The 22844-nt window shown below is 35.4% G+C and carries 20 protein-coding genes; 11 read left to right on the top strand and 9 right to left on the bottom strand.

Annotated elements, in window-relative coordinates; all coding sequences use genetic code 11:
* Nucleotides 1–168 precede the first annotated feature (168 nt).
* The 4 genes from rpmJ to N2201_01065 form a co-directional block, all read right to left on the bottom strand.
* The gene (gene rpmJ / locus N2201_01080; GenBank protein MCX7784813.1) at nucleotides 169–285 is read right to left on the bottom strand and encodes a 50S ribosomal protein L36; all 117 of its coding nucleotides are present in this window, start codon (nucleotides 283–285) and stop codon (nucleotides 169–171) included.
* Nucleotides 286–380: 95 nt separating this feature from the next.
* A complete protein-coding gene (infA, locus tag N2201_01075; protein ID MCX7784812.1) occupies nucleotides 381–599 on the bottom strand; it encodes a translation initiation factor IF-1 in 219 nt (72 codons plus the stop codon).
* Nucleotides 600–606: 7 nt separating this feature from the next.
* Nucleotides 607–1416 (bottom strand): type I methionyl aminopeptidase, encoded by an 810-nt coding sequence (gene map, locus N2201_01070; GenBank protein ID MCX7784811.1) that lies wholly within the window; start codon nucleotides 1414–1416, stop codon nucleotides 607–609.
* Nucleotides 1417–1461: 45 nt separating this feature from the next.
* Nucleotides 1462–2109, bottom strand: coding sequence for an adenylate kinase (locus N2201_01065; protein MCX7784810.1), 648 nt, complete (start codon nucleotides 2107–2109; stop codon nucleotides 1462–1464).
* 425 nt (nucleotides 2110–2534) lie between these two features.
* Between N2201_01065 and raiA the strand changes: the two genes are divergently transcribed.
* From raiA to N2201_01050, 3 genes are all read left to right on the top strand, one after another.
* Nucleotides 2535–2852 carry a ribosome-associated translation inhibitor RaiA gene (raiA, locus tag N2201_01060; protein MCX7784809.1) on the top strand — a complete coding sequence of 106 codons (318 nt, stop codon included), beginning with the start codon at nucleotides 2535–2537 and terminating at the stop codon, nucleotides 2850–2852.
* Nucleotides 2842–3837 carry an HPr(Ser) kinase/phosphatase gene (gene hprK / locus N2201_01055; protein MCX7784808.1) on the top strand — a complete coding sequence of 332 codons (996 nt, stop codon included), beginning with the start codon at nucleotides 2842–2844 and terminating at the stop codon, nucleotides 3835–3837. Before raiA ends, hprK begins: the two co-directional genes overlap by 11 nt.
* A gap of 95 nt (nucleotides 3838–3932) precedes the next feature.
* Complete coding sequence (locus N2201_01050) at nucleotides 3933–4367, top strand: hypothetical protein (protein ID MCX7784807.1); 435 nt, start codon at nucleotides 3933–3935, stop codon at nucleotides 4365–4367.
* Nucleotides 4368–4483: 116 nt separating this feature from the next.
* Here N2201_01050 and N2201_01045 read toward each other — a convergent pair whose 3' ends face one another.
* The 5 genes from N2201_01045 to N2201_01025 form a co-directional block, all read right to left on the bottom strand.
* A complete protein-coding gene (locus N2201_01045) occupies nucleotides 4484–5722 on the bottom strand; it encodes an ABC transporter permease (GenBank protein ID MCX7784806.1) in 1239 nt (412 codons plus the stop codon).
* A 35-nt stretch (nucleotides 5723–5757) separates the two neighbouring features.
* Nucleotides 5758–6444 (bottom strand): ABC transporter ATP-binding protein, encoded by a 687-nt coding sequence (locus N2201_01040; GenBank protein ID MCX7784805.1) that lies wholly within the window; start codon nucleotides 6442–6444, stop codon nucleotides 5758–5760.
* 184 nt (nucleotides 6445–6628) lie between these two features.
* Nucleotides 6629–7723: an efflux RND transporter periplasmic adaptor subunit gene (locus N2201_01035; protein MCX7784804.1), complete on the bottom strand. Its 1095-nt coding sequence runs from the start codon at nucleotides 7721–7723 to the stop codon at nucleotides 6629–6631.
* A 59-nt stretch (nucleotides 7724–7782) separates the two neighbouring features.
* Nucleotides 7783–9072, bottom strand: a complete 1290-nt coding sequence (locus N2201_01030) for a TolC family protein (GenBank protein ID MCX7784803.1) — start codon at nucleotides 9070–9072, stop codon at nucleotides 7783–7785.
* 62 nt (nucleotides 9073–9134) lie between these two features.
* A complete protein-coding gene (locus N2201_01025) occupies nucleotides 9135–9791 on the bottom strand; it encodes a YIP1 family protein (GenBank protein ID MCX7784802.1) in 657 nt (218 codons plus the stop codon).
* Between the two features lie 727 nt (nucleotides 9792–10518).
* On the opposite strand from N2201_01025, the gene N2201_01020 reads away from it, so the two are divergent.
* The 8 genes from N2201_01020 (at nucleotide 10519) to N2201_00985 (ending at nucleotide 22829) form a co-directional block, all read left to right on the top strand.
* Nucleotides 10519–11235 (top strand): polyprenol monophosphomannose synthase, encoded by a 717-nt coding sequence (locus N2201_01020; GenBank protein ID MCX7784801.1) that lies wholly within the window; start codon nucleotides 10519–10521, stop codon nucleotides 11233–11235.
* Between the two features lie 270 nt (nucleotides 11236–11505).
* The gene (lysS, locus tag N2201_01015; GenBank protein MCX7784800.1) at nucleotides 11506–12969 is read left to right on the top strand and encodes a lysine--tRNA ligase; all 1464 of its coding nucleotides are present in this window, start codon (nucleotides 11506–11508) and stop codon (nucleotides 12967–12969) included.
* Nucleotides 12970–13098: 129 nt separating this feature from the next.
* Nucleotides 13099–14307: an ABC transporter permease gene (locus N2201_01010; protein ID MCX7784799.1), complete on the top strand. Its 1209-nt coding sequence runs from the start codon at nucleotides 13099–13101 to the stop codon at nucleotides 14305–14307.
* Nucleotides 14308–14470: 163 nt separating this feature from the next.
* Nucleotides 14471–15157, top strand: a complete 687-nt coding sequence (locus N2201_01005; protein MCX7784798.1) for an ABC transporter ATP-binding protein — start codon at nucleotides 14471–14473, stop codon at nucleotides 15155–15157.
* Nucleotides 15158–15219: 62 nt separating this feature from the next.
* A complete protein-coding gene (locus N2201_01000) occupies nucleotides 15220–15726 on the top strand; it encodes a UvrB/UvrC motif-containing protein (GenBank protein MCX7784797.1) in 507 nt (168 codons plus the stop codon).
* A gap of 149 nt (nucleotides 15727–15875) precedes the next feature.
* The gene (locus N2201_00995) at nucleotides 15876–16997 is read left to right on the top strand and encodes a protein arginine kinase (GenBank protein ID MCX7784796.1); all 1122 of its coding nucleotides are present in this window, start codon (nucleotides 15876–15878) and stop codon (nucleotides 16995–16997) included.
* Between the two features lie 346 nt (nucleotides 16998–17343).
* Nucleotides 17344–18369, top strand: a complete 1026-nt coding sequence (locus N2201_00990; protein ID MCX7784795.1) for a T9SS type A sorting domain-containing protein — start codon at nucleotides 17344–17346, stop codon at nucleotides 18367–18369.
* A gap of 323 nt (nucleotides 18370–18692) precedes the next feature.
* Nucleotides 18693–22829: a T9SS type A sorting domain-containing protein gene (locus N2201_00985; protein MCX7784794.1), complete on the top strand. Its 4137-nt coding sequence runs from the start codon at nucleotides 18693–18695 to the stop codon at nucleotides 22827–22829.
* The last annotated feature ends 15 nt before the right edge of the window (nucleotides 22830–22844 follow it).

Genomic DNA, 22844 nt, shown 5'->3' with positions numbered 1-22844 from the left:
AAAAACTTTCTAAATATTTTGTTTTGTGCTTTTTTACAGAATACTAAATTTATTTATAACCCTTATTGAGATTCTGACAAAACAATTTGTCACAAATCACTAATTATTTTGCTAATTTCTCTTGGTCTTTGATAAGTTCAATAACACTCTATCAGATGCCTCTTGATTTTATCCTTGTCTTTGTTTGTGCGTCGGGTCCCGTTTACAAATAACCCGAGTCACACCATGTCGTTTAATGATTTTACAGTGGGCACAACGCTTTTTTACTGAAGGTTTAACTTTCATTTTATCTCCTTAAAATTACATTTAACAGATAAATACATACACTCTAAATAAACAATAATCAGTTCTACAATTAGCGAACAGGACATCTATACTATCTATTTAAATCGGTAAATTATTCTTCCACGGTTTAAATCATACGGCGAGAATTCAACCGTTACTCGGTCGCCGGGTAATATTCGGATGTGATACATTCGCATTTTGCCAGAAATGTGAGCCAGAACACGATGTCCGTTATCTAATTCAACTCGAAACATCGCATTGGGTAATGCTTCAATCACTGTGCCTTCTAATTGGATTAAATCTTTTTTTGCCATATTAAAATTAAATTCTTATTTTTTGCCAATTAGTTATACAACAAGAATTGTTTTTCGTCAACCGAAAATTTTGGGCAGTTAGAATTTCTGGTGCCTCTTCAGTAATTAAAATTGTATGTTCAAAATGGGCTGAAGGCAATCCATCTTTCGTAACTACGGTCCAATTATTTTCAAGGGTTATTACTTCATAAGTGCCCATATTTACCATTGGTTCAATTGCTAATGTCATTCCTGGTTTTAGTTCAACGCCTTTTCCGGTATTACCAAAATTGGGAATCATCGGTTCTTCGTGCAACTCAATTCCGACACCGTGTCCAGTAAGTTCACGTACTACAGAAAAGCCGTTGGATTCGACAAACTTTTGGATTGCAGCTGAGATGTCGCCGATATGATTACCTGCATATGCTTGGCTGATTCCTATATATAAGGATTGTTCTGTAACGCTTACCAATTTTTGGACCTGGGAATTGATTTTGCCAAGGGGAATAGTTGTCGCAGCATCCGCATAATAACCATCTTTATAGACGCCAATATCAATCTTAACTAAATCACCAGATTTTATTTGCCGATTATCCGGAATGCCATGGACAACTTCTTCATTTAAACTTATGCAGACCGATGCAGGAAATCCCCGATAGCCCTTAAAAGCCGGAACCGCATTTTGTTTGCGAATAAAATCGTCACAAAGTTTCTCAATTTCGACCAGTGTCATTTGGGGTTTTAGACGCTGGTTAATATAATCAATTGTCTGCGCAACAATTTTACCAGCAATTCTTATTTTTTCAATCTCTTTTTGCGATTTAATATAGATGCCCATTAATTGGTGGAATCTAAATCTCCTAATTTTTGTTATGATTAAAGTTCACAATTTTTGCTGAATTAATTTAATAATCTCTTGGTATACCTTATCTTTTCCTAAATTACCATCAATTTCATAAATGGGATAATTTTTTTTGTAATAATTTTTAAGTTCAGCAGTTTGATTCTGATAAACCGCTAAACGGTCTTTAATAACTTCTTCGGTATCGTCTGGTCGTTGATACAGTTCACCGCCACAAATATCACAAATCCCGGCAACTTTGGGCGGTTTAAAATCAAGATTGTAAATTGCATTACATTTTCGACAAGTGCGTCGAGCCGTAAGGCGCTTTATGATTTCTACCTCGGTCAGTTCAATAAATATTATGAGGTCGATTCGCTCATTAGATTCGCTTAAAATTCTATCCAAACCTTGCGCTTGACCAATCGTTCGAGGAAAACCGTCAAAAATAATACCTTTTTTCTGATTGGTTTTAATAAAGTCTTTTGCTAATTCTAAAACAATCTCGTCTGGCACAAGTTGCCCTTTACTAATATATTGCATCGCATTAATTCCAATAGGTGTTTTTCGCGCAATATGGTCTCGAAAAACATCACCGGTGGAAAAATGCGCGTAGTCAAATTCTTTTGCCAAAATCTCGGCTTGCGTGCCTTTGCCACTACCTGGTGGTCCGGATAAAATAATTTTCATAAAGGTAATTTTACTTGATTATTGATAAAAGTCAATCCCGAAGAATTGTGGTCAAAAATATATCAGTAAATAGAGTATAGCAAAAATTAAAAACAAGAGAAATCGAAACATAAGATAATCGATTTCATTTCAAATCTTAACTATAAGTTTTAGATTAACTTTGGTTTTTTTATTTCATAACAAGAGAATCCTGCGAAAATTAATTGTGTCATTGGAAGTATAGAGAGAGTTCTGAAAAAGTGTTACGCAAGTAGCGCAGCGGCTCATTTTCAGAAGTTGCCGCTTAGGTAATGTATAATATTTTGTTGTAAATTTAGACTTGATATGTTAAAAATAAAGGTGTATCATCCTATAATTATCTTGACATTTTAATTTTTCTGATTTAATATTATGAAGTATGAATAAACTACCCGTTAGGAGGCAAAATGCAGATAAATATTACCGCTCGTCATTTTGAACTAACCGAAGAAATAAAAGACTATACGCATAAAAAATTAGATAAACTAAATCACTTCGAAAATTTATTAACTAATATTGACATCGTTTTAGCCAAAGATTCCAAACAAATGTTTGCTGAAGGTAAAGTAAATCTCAAAGGAAATTATGTTTTGGCGAAAGCCTCAGCTAACGACATCTATCTTGCCATCGGATTGCTGGCAGATAAATTAATCAAGCAAGTTAAACACCATTACGAAAAATTGAAAAGCAAAAAAAAGTTCTCGCGGAGCAAAAGTGTCGTCTAATTTCTCATTAAAATCAATTTCGGTAAAAACCCTTTATGAGGAAAAAAAAGACGATTTTCAATTAGAAATTTTAGCCGGTAGTTCATATTTAGATTCTCGGACGATTGTCTCTCCGGATTTTTATCGGCCCGGTTTAGCCTTAGCTGGCTATACAGAAAATTTTCTTAAAGAGCGCGTTCAAATAATTGGTCGGACGGAACTGTCATATTTAGAGACACTTACTGCTGAAACTAAACAACAAGCAATTGAAAGAGTGATGGCTTTTGAACCACCTTGCTTTATTATTGCCAAAGCGTTGGAAGTGCCTAAAATTTTTAATGACCTCGCAGAGCGTTATGGTGTACCGGTCTTAAGAACTACTTTAGACACAACTCCATTTATTCATATGCTTACTGCCTATTTGGATTTTCGCTTAGCGCCAGAAACTTATGTTCATGGTGATTTAGTCGATGTTTACGGTGTCGGATTACTTATTGTTGGTGAGTCTGGTATTGGTAAAAGCGAATGCGCTTTGGATTTGGTTGAGCGCGGACATCGGCTAATTGCCGATGACTTAATAAGAATTCTTCGACGCGGCGAAGGTATAATTATGGGCTATAGCGCAGCCAAAAGCCCTCATCTTCAACATCATATTGAAATTCGAGGCGTTGGTATTGTGGACATCTATGCATTGTATGGTATTCGGGCAGTTCGTACCCAAAAACGAATTGAAGTTCAAGTGGAATTAGTCCGATGGACCAAAGAATTAGATTACGAGCGAATTGGCTTAGAAGAGAATTATACGGAAATCCTTGGCGTCAAGATTCCATTGGTAAGAATACCCGTTATTGCCGGTAAAAATTTAGCTTTAGTTTGTGAAGTGATTGCAAAAAATCACATCCTAAAGATTTTCGGATACCATCCTGCTAAAGCATTTAATGACGAACTAATGAAACTGATGGGCAAACCGAAAATTGACCCTTGGATAACGGATGATATGGAGTAGTATAGTGATTGCCTTAAATAAAAGATGAGATTAATATCAGTGTATCCTATGTCCCAAGAATTATAATTGACAAGTAAAGTATTATTTTCGCCAATATGATTGCAGGTATTTTGATTGGACATGGTCAATTTCCCTATGCCTTATATGAGATTATTAAATCTATTTTTGGAGAGGTCCCTAATTTTGAAGTCATTTCCAATCAAGATTGTTCTGGGGATGACCTAAAAAAACGAATCGAATTAGCAATTGAGAAATTACCGGCATCTGAGATAATAATCTTTGCTGATTTATTCGGCGGAAGTTGCGGTATTGTTAGTAGCAAAATCTTAAGAAATCAGAAAACTGAAACTAATGATAAACAAGAAAAATTACCACCCAAACAAATCGGTCTGGTCTGTCCGGTCAATTTACCAATGTTAATTAAATTTTGCCAATATCGGAATGAATATGATTTTCCAAAGATGTTACATTTGTTGGAAGAGACGGGCAAAAAGGAAATAAAAGTATTAAAAACAGCCAACAATTTTTAATCGCAGAAACTTCTCTTTTTAATTTTTAGAGTTTATATCTCATTTTAATTACAAAAAAACGCTGACGTAATATTAAATTCTTAATTTTGCCTCCGACCACTTTTTGAGAAAGAATGTTATTCATATCTTAATGCTTCGATAGGATTTAATTGTGCAGCTCGATTCGCTGGATAGATACCAAAAAATATTCCTACTGCAGCCGAAAAACTGATACCGAGCAAAACTGTCCACAACGGGGCTGCTGCTGGCAAAGGTGAAACTGCTGAGACGATTTTAGCAATACTTAGCCCTAAAATCACGCCAATCAAACCACCTATAATTGATAACACTACCGCTTCAAAAAGAAATTGATATAGAATATCACGATTATTAGCACCAACTGCTTTACGCAAGCCAATTTCTTTTGTGCGTTCGCTAACTGCAACCAGCATAATATTCATAATCCCGATGCCACCGACAATCAATGAAATCGCCGCAACCCCAATCATTACAATATAAGCAATATTTGTAATATTTTTATATATTTGCCGAAGACTTTCTTGCGTATTGATGCCAAAGTCATCAGGTTTATCATATCCTAAACCACGCCTACGTCGCATCAATTCTCTTATCTGGTCAATCGCTTGTTCTAAGACTTTACCACTTTTCGGCAAAACTTGAATACTGAGACTCCGAAAAACCGCTCCATAACCAGTGGGTTTGGGAAATGTTTTTTCAAATGTCGTTAATGGGATAATAATAATGTTGTCTTGGGTTTGCCCTAAAAAAGTTCCTTTTCGACCTAAGACTCCAATGACTAAAAATCGCTTACCGCGAATATTAAGATATTTACCAATTGGTTCTTCATTAGGAAAGAGATTATCGACTACATAACCTCCGATGGCACAAACTGCCTGCCGCCGAAGATAATCTTCTTGGTTAATAAATCGGCCGGTTTCAACTGTATAATTAGCAATATCTTGTAAATCAGGGGTAGACCCGATGACTTCGATATTCTTAACAGTTTTGCCTTGATAATTTAGCGAGGTCAGTTCATTACTCTTTTGGGCAGCAACTTTTGCTACTGTTGGTAATTTGGCAATCGCCCAGGCATCTTCAATGGTAATATCTCGGCGACGCGTCAGTTCTTGAATATCCATTCTGCCCTGTCCCCATTGATATTTCTGAACAAAAATCGTATTCGAGCCTAAAGATTGAATCTGTCGTTCTACTGAACTATTCATTCCTTCAATCAAAGACAGAATCGAAATAATTGTCATTACACCAATAACAATTCCTAAAATTGTTAAAAAAGAGCGTAAGGTGTGTGTTTTTAAGATACTAAAGGATGAACTAATTAAATCTTTAGTTTTCATTTTACATCGATTCTTATGATTACGATTTCGACACCTTATATTTTACTGATAATTTTATCTTCAGTAATTTTCCCATCTAACATTTTTAGTTGCCTTCGAGCATAACCGGCGACATTCGGGTCATGAGTAACTAAAATTATTGTGTTACCTTCTTTAGCAAGTTCATTAAAGAGTGTCATAATTTCCTTACCAGTTTGGGAATCTAAATTACCGGTTGGTTCATCTGCAAAAATAACTTCAGGATTATTTATTAACGCTCGAGCAATCGCAACCCTTTGCATTTCGCCACCAGAAAGTTCATTTGGCCGATGCGATTTGCGATGCTCGAGTCCAATTTTCTCCAACATTGCTTCTGTTTTTTTTATTCTGATTTTAGAATCAACTTTCGCGTAAATCAATGGTAACTCAACATTTTTTAGCACAGTTAATCTGGGTAGAAGATTAAAAGTTTGAAAAACAAATCCAATTGCTTTATTTCTCAAGCGAGAAAGTTCAATATCAGAAAGGCGAGTTACATCTTTTCCTTGAAAAAAATATTTGCCGGAACTAGGCGTATCAAGACAACCTAATAAATGCATAAAAGTAGATTTTCCTGACCCTGACGGACCTGTAATAGCAACATATTCACCTTTATCAATTTCAACGCTAATCCCTCTTAAGGCTGAGACAATTGCTTTACCTAATTTGTAAACTTTAGCAAGATTTTCAGTCTTAATTAGCATTTAACAATCCTACGAAATATGATTTTTATCTATTTAATTAATTCATTATCTTTTAATTTAGCCTATACTTATAGGTATTAACAATTATCGGCATGCTTGATATCAAAACTTCAAAGTTTCGCTCTTGGTTTCTTTATTCATTCTGGGTTTTTATTTCTTAATTAGCATTTAGCAAATCCATTAACTATGACCTTCTATCAATCGTTACTCGGTCACCATCTTTTAACTTAGCCAATACTTTATAGGGACCAGTAATTACTTGCATACCTGGTTTCAAACCGTCAATAATTTCAATTTGGGATTCATTATTAATGCCAGTTTTTACAGGTATTAATTTTGCAACTCCCTTATCAGGCACAAAAACAGTTTGTATCTCTTCATCTTTAATTTTTCTGCGTCCGACCGCTTGTATTGGAACAACCAAAACACTATCTTTTGCATTAGTAATTATTTCCGCATTAATTGACATTCCCGGTCTTAAATGGGGTGATGTCTGAGCAAGTTCAATTTCAACTTCGAAATCAGTACTCTGTTCAGAGATATTGGAAGCAACGGTTTGTTTGGGCATATAGCCGATTTTACGCACAACACCATCAAATGTCGTATCAGGAAACGCTGAAATTCTTATCAGTGATTTTGCATTTGGCTTAACAAAAGGAACTTCCGTCTCATCAATAGTAATAACGCCCAGCATCTTAGTCAAATCCGCAATCACCATCATCACAGTCCCAAGATTATTCATCGTTCCAACAATTACTGTTTCGCCCTCTTCAATATTAAGTTGCGTCACGGTTCCGGATATGGGGGCAGTAATCATTGTCTTATTAAACCGATCTTGGGCTTGAGCTAACCGAGCTTGGGCAATTTGATATTGAGCTTTGAATTGTTCATATTCTTGTGTGGCAATTAATCCAACCGCATATAAACTTTCACTTCTGATAAAGACCTGTTGACTCTGCTCAAATTGAGCCTGAGCCGATATTAAATCTGCCTTAGCGCTTGTCTGTTCCAGTAAACAAATTAACTGCCCCTTTTGAACAATATCGCCCTCCTTAACATATAATTTTTCGACTGTTCCCATAATTTGAGATTGAATATTAATTTGCGCTTTGGCTTTGAGTTGACCATCACCACTAACTTTTGATATAATTGAACCGTAATCAACAACTGTTGTTTCCACTTTGATTCCTTGGTCTTTGAATGAGAGATTAAGTATTACAATCAATATCAATATTGCGACTATTCCAATTATAATAATAAGTCGGGCCTTTTTCTTCATATGATAATCCACTCCTTAACCATAAGTTTTATATTTTTTTGTAACAATCTGATAAAATATCATCTAATTTCTGGCTCTGAGATACCCAAAAGATATTCAATCTGAGCATAACTTGTATAAGCATCATAAAGGGCATTAATATAACTACTCTGGGCAGTGTTAAAATTGATTTCTGCATTAAATAAATCCAATTGACTAATTCCACCTAATCGATACTGTTTTTGCGCCATCTGCAATAATTGTTGATTCAATGTCAGATTTTTTTCTGCATACTCCAAACGTTTTTTTGCTTCTTGATAACTAAAAATTGCATGAATAGCGTTATTGCATAAAAGCAGTTCAGATTTCTTTAATTGAATACGGCTTCTTCTCATTTCATTATGTGCATTAGCAATAGTCAACAAATAGGATTTAATTTCTAAAAATGGAAAGTTTAACTGAATTCCATAACTTATAACATCCTTATCTTTCCAATCAGCGGCTGTGCTTGGTCTTAAAGAATCAGAATAAGTGCTTTTCCCAAAAAGATAAATTGATGGTAATAAATTAGCAATTGACTGGACAAAATTCATCTGATTAATTGACTTATATTTTTTGCTTGATTTCAAAAGAATATTTTCTTTTAAGATGTTAACAAAAACTGTTTCCCAATCAATTTTCAACTCAGGTACACTTGGGGTCGATGTCGGTTTAATTGTAACTCCTTCCTTAATACCTATTTGTCGTCGTAAGTCTTCCATACAAACTTTAAGATTTTTTTCTGCATTCAAAAGGTCAAGTTCTGCTTGCGTTTTATAAATTTCACTCCGGAGAAGTTCAAATTCATTCAACTGTCCCAGCCGATATTTTTCTTGAGCTAGTTTATAATTATCCTCAGCACGTTTCAAAGCAATCACGGCGTTCTCATATAAATTATGCGCTTTACCTAATGTAAAATAACTTACTTTGATATTATAAGATAAATTAGCAATTTTATCTTTTGCTAATAATTGATAATAATCATAATAGAGTTTGCCTTTATATACACCAGCCAAAACATCAGCATCGAATAAGACTTGATTTAATCCGACTGAACCTGTATAAGTTTTATATTTATATGTTGTGATTGGTGCGAAATTATTGCTTTGAGATTCAGTATAAGTTACTGAGACCGAAGGCGTTGGTAAAACTCTTGAGATACTACTTGCTAAGTTTAACCAACTACTACTTTTATCAACCTTTGCTTCAAGTTGAATTGGACTATACTTCTGTCCCATAATAATTGCTTCGGATAGAGAAAGATAAAGAGTATCATTTGGGTTAATGCTTAAAGAAATGGAAGAAAGTAAAAATAAAACCGTAAAGAACATTTTATTGTCCAACATTATGGAGTTTTATAAAAAAATTTTCAGGATTGATTTTACGGCGCAATTTATTGTGCCCGACCAGGAAACAATGAGATTATAATTATATACAAAAGCCAAATGCCGAATATTAGATAATAACTTCTTTTGTCTTTAAGTTCATAAACTGTTTGTAAACCGAGAGCAATAAGCACAATTTCCCAAATTGTAAAGAAATCTATTCTTGAAAGAAGTCTAAAGAGAAAAGACTCTTTTGAAAGCATCGGGAAAAAAAGCACAAAACTGGTATGAACAAACGGAGTTCCTTTAATAAGCATTAAAATAACTTTAACAAACATGCTGGGAATTCTTACTAAAGCAGCTGAGGTTATGCAACCAAAGGTAATAAGAAAATTACTATTACTTCCTAACAATGGTATTAAGAAATTTATAATAACTGAAGTTATTAGGAGTAATATTGGTGTAAAGATTACTGCTGCAACAATCGCTGAAATCCAGACCATCGGTCCGCTGATTACTTTTTCGGCGCGTTCTAATTGTTCTGGTGTTAGATTTCGTTCGCGAAGTTGTGCTAACCGTTCTTCCGGACTATACGTCGCAAGCGCAACCATTGCAACTATTATCGACGATATAACAACCAGAATTAACGGAATCACCCATTGAGGCTTTGTCTTTAATTGTATAAAGAATCTCTTGGGTGCTAAATAAATATCAAAAAAATTCATTTTGCCTCCTATCAATACAATAATATAAACATTATCAAAATTGATAAAATTTAACCTTCTTACTTTTCAAATCATTTGCTATCAGAACTAACATTTTAGTTGTAATTGTTAAAAAATTTGCTTTCTTGCGAAATAACATAATTTAAGAAATGTAAATCACATAATCATACTTCAAGATGAGATTATGTCAAGATTCAATGAACTGAGAGTCTGAAAATGTATGGTATTCAGAAATACCAGATTGAACACCAGAGATTCATTCGTGTCATTCAAAAAAAGAAGTGATGGAAGAACGCAAACTTGTCATTCTAATGATATGAGGGAAGAATCAAAGAGCAGTTTCCGAGATATATACAACTATAAATTACAATATATTGTTACATCTGGTATGGCGAAAGCGAGTGTCTGGAGTAGAAAAAATGTTTAGAGCATGATATAGAAGGAACTTTTGAATTTCTTTCGGAAATAAATGGGTTTACAGAAGTGATTACAGACGAGAATGTGCTCGGGCGAATATTTTCATAATTTACGCTATCAATAAAACTAATGGCAGTTTTGATAATTATGCAAATTGTGTTCTGATAGAGTATGCAGTCTTTTTGACAAATATAACAAACAATGAAAAGCAAGACCATTATAAAAGAAAAAAGTATTTACACCAAGGACTTGACGATGCCTATTTCAATTCATTCTTGACATTTTCATTTTTTGAGGTTTAATAAATAAAATGGCAAAAGGTCTTGTAATAATTCCAACTTATAGAGAAGCCGAAAACATCGAGCGTATAATTAATGCGGTATTAAAACAATCAGAAGATTTGTCGGTCTTAGTCATCGATGACAATTCACCTGACCGAACCGCAGAAGTAGTTGAACAAATAATGAAGACTAATTCTCGGGTTCATCTAATTAAACGACGAGCGAAATTGGGTTTAGGAACTGCGTATATTACTGGTTTTAAGTATATGTTACAACACGATTATGACTTTTGCTTTGAAATGGATGCGGATTTTTCGCATAAACCTGAAGACTTACCCCGATTTATTGAATTGTTGGATGAATACGATTTAATTATTGGGTCACGCTATTCAGACGGAATCTCGGTAATAAGATGGCCAATGAAAAGGTTACTTTTGAGTTATTTTGCTTGTATGTATGCCCGAATTGTTACCGGCTGTCCTATTAGAGACTTAACTTCAGGATTTAAGTGTTATAAACGAAGGGCATTAGAAGGAATTAACTTAGACCGAATAAAATCCGATGGCTATGGTTTTCAAATTGAGATTGATTTTATGATTTGGCGTAAGGGTTTTAAGATTAAAGAAATTCCGATTGTTTTTGAAGAACGAAGAGTTGGTATCTCTAAAATGTCTAAACATATTATTTGGGAAGCATTTCTGTTAGTGCTTCGTTTAAGATTCGAGCGATTACTGGGATTAATCTGACCCATTATTGATTTTTAATTCCCAAAACAATGCGAGAACGGATTAATATTATAATTGCGATTTTAATGATAATTCTACTTATAATGGTTATTTGGTTATTGATTACGAGAATTTTACCTCAACAAAGAGAAAAACAGAGAATAATCGAAGATATTAGCCACAGACCCATTTCCATTATAATTAAATCTCATAAACTGTATAGTATCTCTTGGACACATTGCATTCAAAACCTTGACTTTTCCTTTAACTCAAATTATAGTGTAGTTTAATATGGTCGAGAAAACACATATTCATGATGAGTTTATCTTACGAAAAGATAAACTGCAAAAACTTATTTCCCAAAATGCCCTTTCTTACCGTTTTGACCGCACACATACCGCTGAAGAAATTATCAAGAGTTTTACACAACTTTCTGAGACAAAAATGGCTGTAAGGGTTGCCGGGCGGATTGTCGCTATTCGCGAACACGGTAAGACAAAATTTGCTCATTTGCAAGACCAGTCAGGAAAAATCCAAATCTATTTAAGAAAAGACTTTCTTGGAGATAGTTTCGATAATCTTGATTTGGTCGATATTGGCGATATTCTTGGTATCGAAGGCGAAGTTTTTAAGACCAAAACCCAAGAAATAACCGTCTTAGTTAAATCTTATCAAATATTAAATAAATCTTTACATCCAATGCCTGAGAAGTGGCATGGATTAAAAGATGTTGAAGTTAGATACCGGCAAAGATATCTCGATCTAATTGCTAATCCTGAATCTAAAAAAATTCTGCTTTTGAGAATTCAGATAATTAGTCTATTAAGAAAATTTTTTGACTCAAAAGGATTTGTCGAAGTTGAAACGCCAATACTACAACCGATATATGGTGGTGCTTCGGCTCGACCATTTGAAACTTATTACAATGCCTTAGATGAAAAGATGTTTATGCGGATTTCTGACGAGTTATATTTGAAAAGACTCATTATTGGCGGACTAGAAAAAGTGTATGAAATTGGTAAAGACTTTCGTAATGAAGGTCTTGACCGTTTTCATAATCCTGAGTTTACCCAATTGGAGGCATACGAGGCTTATAAGGATTACAATGATATGATGCTATTGGTTGAAGAACTGTTCCGATTTTTATGTACCAATTTATTTCAATCGACTACGATAACTTATCAAGATAAAACCTTAGATTTTAGCAGACCTTGGCAGCGGGTTGAATTTTGTTCAAGTTTGAAGGCAAAAATTGGTATTGATGTTTTATCAGCCGAAACTAAAAAACTGAGAGAAATTGCTATTGAGTTCGGAGTGATTGACAAAGATGTTGCACCAATAATTACCTTGCCAAAACTTTTGGATAAACTGTTTTCTACATTAATCCAAAAAGAGTTGATTGAACCAACTTTTGTTATTGATTATCCCAAAATTACGACACCTTTAGCCCGCCGTCATCGTAATAATCCATTATTGGTTGAACGATTTGAACCAATTATTTGTGGCATTGAAATCGGTAATGCATTTTCTGAACTCAATGACCCGATCGAACAACGTGCCCGTTTTGAAGAGCAATTAGCACGGCAAGAAGAATATGCAACTCTGGATGAAGATTTTCTTCGGGCATTGGAATATGGTATGCCGCCTACTGCCGGTTTAGGATTAGGGGTTGATAGAATCGTGATGCTCCTTACTAACTCAGATTCTATTCGTGAGGTAATTCCATTTCCCCAACTCAAACGAATAGCCGATTGAAAGTAATTATCTGCAATATTATTATCTGGAATCTGAAATTGCATAATGTTTGATTTTTTCGCGCATCGCTATATTCAATCTTTAGGAAGTTCATCTATAATCTTTGAATCGGTAAATTGAACACATATTATGTTTGAATTTTTTATTGCTCGTCGTTACTTACGAGCCAAAAGTGGAAAGTTTTTCTCAGCAAGTGCTACTACGGCGATTGCTGGTATCTTTGTCGGGGTTGCAGCAATCATCATTGTCCTTTCGGTAATGAACGGTTTCCATCAAGAACTAAAAGAGCGCATATTAGGTCTTACTCCTCATATCATTGTTACCAAATACTCATATGAAGAAATTGATAATTATGACTCGTTGATTCCCATAATTAAAAGTTATCCTGGTATAGTTTCAGTAGCACCATTTATTTATACAAAAACCATCATTAGAAAAGAACATATTTCGGATGGTATAGTTGTTCGGGGTATTATGGAGAACTCCGGCACAGAAATTACTGACTTAAAAAAGATTATTGTTCAGGGCAGTTTTGATTTAACTGATAATAGCATCATTCTCGGATTGGATTTAGCCCGAAGTGTTGGCGCTCAAGTTGGTGACGAAATTAACATCGTTGCGCCTTTTGGCGGTGAACCAACACCACTGGGTGTTTTACCGAAACTAACAAAATATACGGTCAAAGGCATTTTTGATGCCGGAATGTATGATTACAATTCAAGTTTTGCTTATGTTGGATTGAAAAACTTACAAGATTTTTTGGGAATGAAAGATGCAGTCTCTGGTTTTGAAATCAAAGTTAAAGACATTCATAAAGCAGACAATATCGCAAAAGGTCTTCGCCTTAGACTCGGTTTTCCGTTTCGTGCTTCTGATTGGATGAGTATGAATCGCAACATCTTTGCTGCACTGAGATTAGAAAAAATTGTTACCTTTATCGTTTTAGTGTTAATTGTTTTAGTTGCCGCATTTGGTATCATCGGTATTTTGGTTATGATGGTGATGCGCAAGACTAAAGAAATTGGTATTCTCACCGCAATGGGAACAAAGCATAAGAGCATAATTAAGATTTTTGTGCTTACTGGCTTTATGATTGGAGTTATCGGTACAATTCTGGGAACTATTTTTGGTTGTAGTGCCTGCGTACTATTGGATAAATATCGATTTGTCAATTTACCGGGCGATGTCTATTTTATTAAGAATTTACCAGTGCAAATTGAACTAAATGATATTATTCTTGTTGTTAGCGTAACCCTTATTGTTTCATTATTGGCAACAATCTATCCGGCATACAAAGCAGCGAGTTTAACACCGATTGAAGCCATAAGAAACGAATAGATTTTTCCGCCCATCGTTTATCCTTATGTTAAGGTCTTTTCTGCTGTCTTGACTAAATCTGATATGGATAATATAATAAATTATAATGAAGATAAAATTAATGTTGAGCTTAAGTAATAAATACTTTGGTTTGAACTTAATATCTCAATGGTGAAATAATAATATGAAAAATTCAATAGTGCTTAAAGCCGAAAATATTTCAAAAACCTTTATTTCTGGAAATGAGCGATTAGAAGTATTAAAAGGAATTGATTTAGAAGTCAATTCCGGCGAATGGATATGTATTCTCGGACCGTCAGGGTCAGGCAAAAGCACTCTTTTGCATATTTTAGGTGGTTTAGATACATCAGACACTGGTTATGTAAAATTAGATAATACTAATTTAATGGAGATTGACCAAGACAAAGTCTTTGAAGTTCGTAATCGTACAATCGGATTTATTTTCCAATTTCATCATCTTTTACCGGAATTTAATGTCTTAGAGAATGTCGCCCTGCCTTTATTAATTGGTGGTGTTGATAAAAATACTGCTTTTGATTGTGCTCAAAAAGTTCTTGCGGAAATAAACTTTTTAGAACGAATCAAAGCCCGAGCGACTGAGCTTTCTGGTGGTGAAAAACAGAAGGTCGCTTTAGCCCGGGCTTTAGTAACTAATCCCTTAATAATTTTAGCTGACGAACCAACCGGAAATTTAGATGCAATCAGTACTAATATGCTTTTAGAATTATTCCAGAAATTAAATCAAGAAAAAAAAATTACCATACTTACTGTAACTCATAACCCTAAAGTTGCTGAATTTGCTAACCGACGGTTATGGTTAAAAGACGGTAAACTCTGGCCGGTTAATTAATAAAACTTATGCAACAATTACTGGAATTAGAAATTATCGACATTTAATCTTGGTTATCGCAGATGCAAGATAAAGATATAAAGTGCTGTAGTCTCTGCCATAAACCAGAAGTAGTAATTATTATCAGCACAATCGATAAAGACGGCAAGGTTTTAGATTTAGCCTTATGTAAAGAATGTGCTGAGAAGAAAGGTGTTACTGAAATTAAAAAGATGAAACTAACCGTTCAAGAAATTTTATCCGAATTGCAAGAGAAAATTTCTGAAGAAGACCATAATCTAATTTGTAATAGCTGCGGTTTGACTTACGCCCAATTTCGAAAACAAACTCGTTTAGGTTGTGAACACTGCTACGAATCTTTTGGTCCGAAACTGGAGTTATTGATTAAACGTATTCATGGAGCAACTCATCACACAGGTAAAACTATTACTAATACCCGAAAACGCATTGCTGATTATTTTGAACTGAAAAGGCTACGAAATGGTCTTAAAACAGCAATTCAAAATGAAGATTATGAAACTGCCGCCAGAATTCGCGATACTATTAAAAGAATGCGCGAAACGAAATGAATCTTAATATATCTAACATATTAAATCACAAAGAATACGAGCTATTACTAATGTCTGCATTTTATCTTTGCGGTTTGATAACTCTTAAAAAAGGAAATCAGGACTTAGAGTTATTTATTTCTATATCTTTGTGAGTCTGTGGTTATTTTATGAAAAACGAAGTTTTTGACGCCATTGACCGCGCAATACCTTCTTGGCTTGATGACCAAGATGCCCGTTCGGCTATTGTTTTATCCAGTCGGGTCCGTTTTGCGCGCAATCTTGCGGGTTATCATTTTGTTAACCGGTTAACACCTAAAGAATCTACTGAAATATTAGATATGGTCACAATGGCCATTACCAAAGAACCCTTTTTACAAGAAGTCTTTCCTAAATCTGGTTTTATTACGCTTAATAAAATTACTCCGCTTAAAGCCGAATTTCTTATGGAAAGGCATTTAATCTCACCGGATTTTATTCAGCAGATAACCAAATTAGAACCTTCAAAAACTACCAATGGCACAGGTCGCGGTGTCTTTATTAGTCCAGACGAAACCACTACTTTAATGGTTAATGAAGAAGACCATATAAGACTCCAAGTCTTAACCTCGGGATTTGACTTTAAGACCGGCTTTGCAAAACTGAATGAAATTGATGACCACATAGAGTCTGTTTTACATTATGCTTTTTCTTCACGGTATGGTTTTTTGACTGCTTGTCCGAGTAATGTTGGAACTGGTTTACGAGCATCGGTCTTAATCCATTTACCGGGTTTAGTTTTAACTAAAGAGATTGAAAAAACCTTACGCAGTATTTGGCAAATAAATTATGCGGTACGGGGTTTGTTCGGTGAAGGCACAGAAACTCGTGGCTACTTCTTTCAAATCTCTAATACTATTACGCTCGGACAATCCGAACAAGAAATCATTGAGGGCATTGAAAAGGTTACTGAACAACTCGTTGCGTATGAACAAAAAGCCCGCGAATACCTCTTAAAACATACTAAAATTGAACTTGAAGATAAGATCTATCGTGCCTACGCGATTTTAAAATCGGCAAGAATTATAACCAGTGAAGAAACCTTGAATTTACTTGCCACGGTGAGATTAGGTGTTGCTTTGAATCTTATCAAAGACATTTCATTTGCTACGCTCAATAAAATAATGCTCTTGCTGAGACCAGCAAATTTACAGATATTTTATAATCAAGAGATGTCGCCAGCGGAAAGAGATGAAAAACGGGCAATCTTAATTAAACAACTATTGAACCAAACCCAAGACCAATCTAATTAGCATATTAGGTGCTTTTACATTTGAAGATTAAAATATTACATCTAATTTAACGTCTATTTATTTATTATTATTTTCTTTTATTTAATTTTTAGCAAGGTCGAAACTATGGTGATAGAATAAGGAAAATCCTATGTTAAAGATTATCTTATAACATATGTATTAAGATAGTAATGAATTTAACGAAAGCACTTTATCGGAAAATGAATCCTATTTTTGACTTGACATATTATATTTTAGATAGTAAAATATTATATAAATTATTACTTGTGGCATTATTATATAACATATACATATATAAAAAATTAGCAAAAATAACACAAAACATTATGTTTTTTTAGGAGGCACAATGAACAAAATAATCACAGTAATATTATCAGCAATTGCGCTCTTAGTAATAAGCGCTGATGCTCAACTCTTATTCCAAGAAAACTTCAGTTATACCGCCGGAACTAATCTAACTGCTAATGGCTGGACTGCGCACAGCGCCAGTGGCACAAATCCGATTAAAGTGCATACAGTGGGATTAACATTTCCATCTTATGCATCATCAGGTATCGGGCTTTCGGCAAGAGTTGATTCAACTGGCGAAGATGTTAATCGAACCTTTACTGCGCAAACCAGCGGAACAATTTATACCGCATTTATGCTCAGAGTAGAAAAAGCAAAACCGCTTGGCGATTACTTTTTCCATTTATCAACTAATCCTTTAAGTTCGGCCGAATATTTTGCCCGAATTCATATCAAAAGCGATGCATCGAATAATTTAGCATTTGGTTTAGGTAAAAGACACACTGACACAACCTTTACTGGCTTTACTTACGCAGTAAACACGACTTATCTATTAGTCGTAAAATATGCTATTGTCTCTGGAGATAACAATGACCAACTGAGTTTATTTGTCTTTAACACATCCGCTCCGGCAACAGAACCTGCAACCCCAACTGTCGGACCAATTTCTCCTGCTAACAGTGCTGACCCTGCCAATATTGGTTCAGTGGCACTTCGTCAAGGTCAGGCTGCAAACGGGCCAACCGTGATTATCGATGGTATCCGAATTGGCACAAGTTGGTCGGCAACAATTCCAACTTGCATTGAAGAGAATTACGCCCAATTTTCGACAAATCCTTCTCTAAGAATTTCGCCCAATCCGTTTACCAGTTATACTCATATCAGTTATAATGGCAATCTCCAAAATTTCAAGAACATTAAAATCTATGATGCGACGGGCAATCTTGTAAAAACTTTAACTGAAACAAACAGTATTTGGGACGGCAGAGATGAAGCGAATAATTTACTTTCCGCAGGAATTTACTTTATCCAATTAGAAACAAACAGCGAAAGAAAAATTAGTAAGATAACACTACTGAGATAATTACCAACAACAATACCCTAATTTTTAATCGATATTAAAAATGCTAATTTCTGGTCTGAAATAAGGAATTAGCATTTGTAATTGAAAGAATAACTAAAACTTAACAGAAATTTAACAATTCGTTTATATAAAATTAACATCGGGTAAATAAAATTAACTCGATGTATAAATATAAAAAAAGTTTTAATTATAATCTAAACAACCATCATATTAATCTGTGTTTTCGGTTAAAGATGGTAGCCGAAAACCTCGTAAAACAGTTTAAACCATCTGAGCAAATGCATTTCGCAGAATGCAAAAGTAGTATCTGGAGGTATCTAAAAATGAGTAAAAAAATAAAAACCATAAGTATCGCATTGCTATTAATTAGTCTTCAAATCGCTTTGGGCGCAACATTACTTTATCAAGATTTCGAATCTTCAACATTTCCGCCGACAGATTGGACAAATGGTCAAACTGGAACGGCTCAGAACTGGGTTAGAAGAACTTCAGGCCAGGTATTTCGTAGTGGTGCATCCGCTGGAGTTGCTATTTTTTATGGACAATCAGGCGGTAATACTCAAGGAACAAGTTATCTTGTCTCTCCAACACTTAATTTTTCATCTCCAAGTGTTGAATCTTTAAGTTTTTATTTCCGTTGTCCTGGTTCTGGTAGTGCATATGGACTTTATACAAGACTTGATACTATCAAAATTGAAGTCTCAACCAACGGCTTAAATTGGACACCTGTTCTGGTATTGGACAGCAATTATATTTATAATTTACGGCAGACTGCGGTAAGAGATACCGGATATAAATTAACTTGTGATTTAACTCCTTTTAATGGGCAGAACAGTGTCAATATTCGTTGGATTTATTACGATAATTATGCTGAACCATCTGGAGGGACAAACCGTTATTTCAATATTGACTCAATTTATGTTTTTAACCAAGAAATATTACAACCAAATCAACCGCCGACTATCTTTAGTGTGACAAGGATACCAACAACACCAGCACCAAATCAAGCGGTTGTAGTTAAGGCAAAAATTTATGATGACTATTGCCCCTTAGCGAATATCGTGGATAGTTTATATTATGCAATCAACGACAGTTCAACATGGATTAGAGTTTATCATGATAGCACAAAAACTGATTCTACATTCTATTACACAATTCCCGGAGTCCCTAACGGAAGCAAAGTCTATTATTATGTTTGGGCAAAAGACGATTCAGGGGCTTCGACTCGAACTCTAGCATATTCTTATAATGTAATTGTTCCACCACGTGTGAGAATAATAACAAGACCAAGATATGTTCAAGGTGGTGCAACTACAGGAACACCAGGTACCGGCACACCTTTTGCATTTTATGCTGGAATAAAGCCTGGAGCGGCTAATGACTCATTTTATTATAAAGGAAGAATTGGCGGAAGAGGTTTAACCTGGAACATTAATGGTAATAATTGGGCAGATGATGGTGCTGCTTGGACAAGTCTATCTAAAATATTCTGTAGTGGGGTCGATGATACAACTAAATTCTGGGTCTTTATGAAAGCACGACCAACCATTCCTGTTGATACCTTCTTATGTTTAAGAGTGCGACACATTGTTGCTGAACAAAATTATGATTCGGATACCTTGCCAATTAAGATTTTAAATATGACGACTTCAGGTGATGGTGGTTGGCTCTATGGACATATTTACGAATATAATGGTGGTCCGGCTCGGGAAAATGTCGTTGTTTTGGCTTACCAAGGTAATGAGGTTGTCGGTGCCTATGCTACAGAAAATAATAATATTGACGAAGGCTATAATTCCAGTAATGCTGGCTATATTAGAATGGCAGTGAAATCTGGCATTATTGATTCTTTACAAGTTAGAAATAGAACAACTAATGCAATTCTGCCATTTTATACTGAAATTCCTGGTCCGTGGACAGTTAATGCTGGTGATAGCACCTGTTTAGATATTCCAAATGAACCTATTATTACTCAGATTACTCGAACTCCGAGAATTCCTTTATCAGGTGAAATCGTAACTGTCACGGCAAAAATATATGACCCGCAGACTCCTTTAGCCAATATTGCTGATACTCTATTCTATGCAGTCAATACTCAAACTACCTGGAACTATGTGCTAAAGACTGGTTATAATCCCAGCGATTCAATCTTTACTTATACCATTCCAGCATTCAAATCCCAAGGCGATACCATCTTTTATAAAATTCACGCAACTGATGGAGACGGATACACAACTATTTCAGGAATTTCTCGCTACACAATTCCATTTGAACTAACTATTGACCAAATTCAAGGCACCGGTGCATCTTCACCCGAGACACTGAAATACGTCCACACCAAAGGTATTGTGACTGGTACTTTTGGCTCGCGGTTCTTTATTGCCCAAAGACCCGGTGGTGCTCGCAATGAACTTTATGTTTACCGCCGGTTTCAAGATTCCTTACCAAAACTAAATATTGGTGATAGTGTTAGCGTCATCGGTATTATTAAAGAATGGTTTACCCTAACTGAAATCGACGCTGGTTATAACCTTAATGGCGATGTTCGAGTTTATGCCAACAATCGACCTTTGCCTTGTACAACTCTGAGAACAATTTCTGGTGTAATTGAAGATTACGAAGGATGTTTAATCAGAATTAATGATTTACACTTCAAAACTACTGGCACATTTGCCGGCTCAACTAATTATTGGGCTTATAATAACGATGAAACTGATTCTGTGCGCATAAGAATTGATGCCAGCGCAACTGAAATTATCGGCCAAACTATTCCCATTGATACAATATCAATTATCGGCAATCTCTCGGCTTATAAAGATACTTTCCAATTATTACCGAGAGTTTGGAACGATTTCTATAAGCCGGTATTTGATGTTGGCGCAACTGCAATTCTTGCTCCAATTGGTAATGTCTATCGAGGTAGTTCGGTTAGACCCAAAGTTGTCGTTCAAAACTATGGTGTCGCAACTGGTTCATTCCCTGTTGTATTTGAAATTGGAAGTGCTAAAGACGGCGAATATGTAGATACTGCCTGGGTCACTTTAGATGTTGGCCAAATTGATACTGTGGAATTTGATTTATATAATGCAACTACTTTAGGCGAATTCACAACTAATGCTTGGACTGCATTACCGGGAGATGCTAATCCTAATAATAATTCCGCACCTGCAGGTAGTTTCAATGTTATTGAAGCACCAGCAGCAACTTGGTCTTGGATTGCAAATATCATTGAACCAGCACCTGGTAAAGGCGTCAAAGCCGGTGGCGCAATGACTGCAGTGGAAACCAAATCTGCTGTTCTTTATGCTTTCCCTGGTAATAAGTCTAAAAAGTTCGTAAAATATGTTGAACCTTCCTGGACTGAGGTTGAGACCATTGGCTTTGGCTTAAAATATCCTGTGACTGATAGTTCCAAATATAACAAAAAGGTTCCCGGCAAAGGTGCAGCACTCTGTTGGGATGGCGCAAGCACAATCTATGCGACTAAAGGTAATGGCACATTTGAACTTTGGAGATATAATCTGAATGACGGACACTGGTATTTTGAAAACTGGCTACCTTCACTCAAAGGTGCCAAAGGCGGAACCGCACTAACCTATAAAGATGGTCTGCTCTATGTCTTAGTCGGCGGATTAAAGCCAGAATTTGATAACTTCTTTGCCTATAATACAACAAATAAGACTTGGACCACACTACTTAAAGCACCCACAGCACCTGATGGCAAACCTTATAAAGATGGTAGTTGCATTATAGCGCTTGGTGATAGAGTTTATGTCTTAAAAGGTGGTGGCAAACATAACTATTTCCATGCATTTGATGGCACAAATTGGTTTGAAAAAGAGACGATACCTCTCTTCCATCCGAGATTAACAAAGAAAGCGATAGTCAAAGATGGTGGTGCAATGGCAACGAACGGTTCAACAATCTATGCGATTAAAGGCGGTGGTGCTCAGGACTTTTGGAAATATGAACCTGGCAAAGGCACTTGGATTGGTCTGGAAACTATTCCCAAAGGCGTGCTTGGTAAAAAAGGAACTCCTAAGACTGGTGCTGCTTTGGCCTATGGCAATAACTATGTCTATCTCTTAAAAGGCAATAATACCTTAGAAGTGATGAGATACGGACCAATCTATGCTGAATTAGCAACAGCGTCAGTTGCTACAACCCAAACTGCAGTTATGACTTCAGATATTACAGGCGCTCTCAACTTCAAATTTGATGCAACACCAAATCCATTTAACAAACTGACCACGATTAAATACAATGTGCCAAATTCGAGCAAAGTCTCAATCAAACTCTACAATGCATCAGGTCGTCTGGTTGAAACCATAACTGACGAACATCACAAGGCTGGTTCATACACAACTACACTGAATGCTAAGAATCTTGCTAATGGTATCTACTTTTTGAAGTATAAAGATGCAACAAACTCCTGTGAAGTTAAACTCATCGTCCAATAAAATAGAATTTGTCTG

This window comes from candidate division WOR-3 bacterium (assembly GCA_026418155.1).
Lineage (GTDB): Bacteria > Hydrothermota > Tepidihabitantia > Tepidihabitantales > CAIPLT01 > JAOABV01.
The sequence above is the reverse complement of the archived record's forward strand: the minus strand, read 5'-3'. Positions and strand labels throughout refer to the sequence as shown.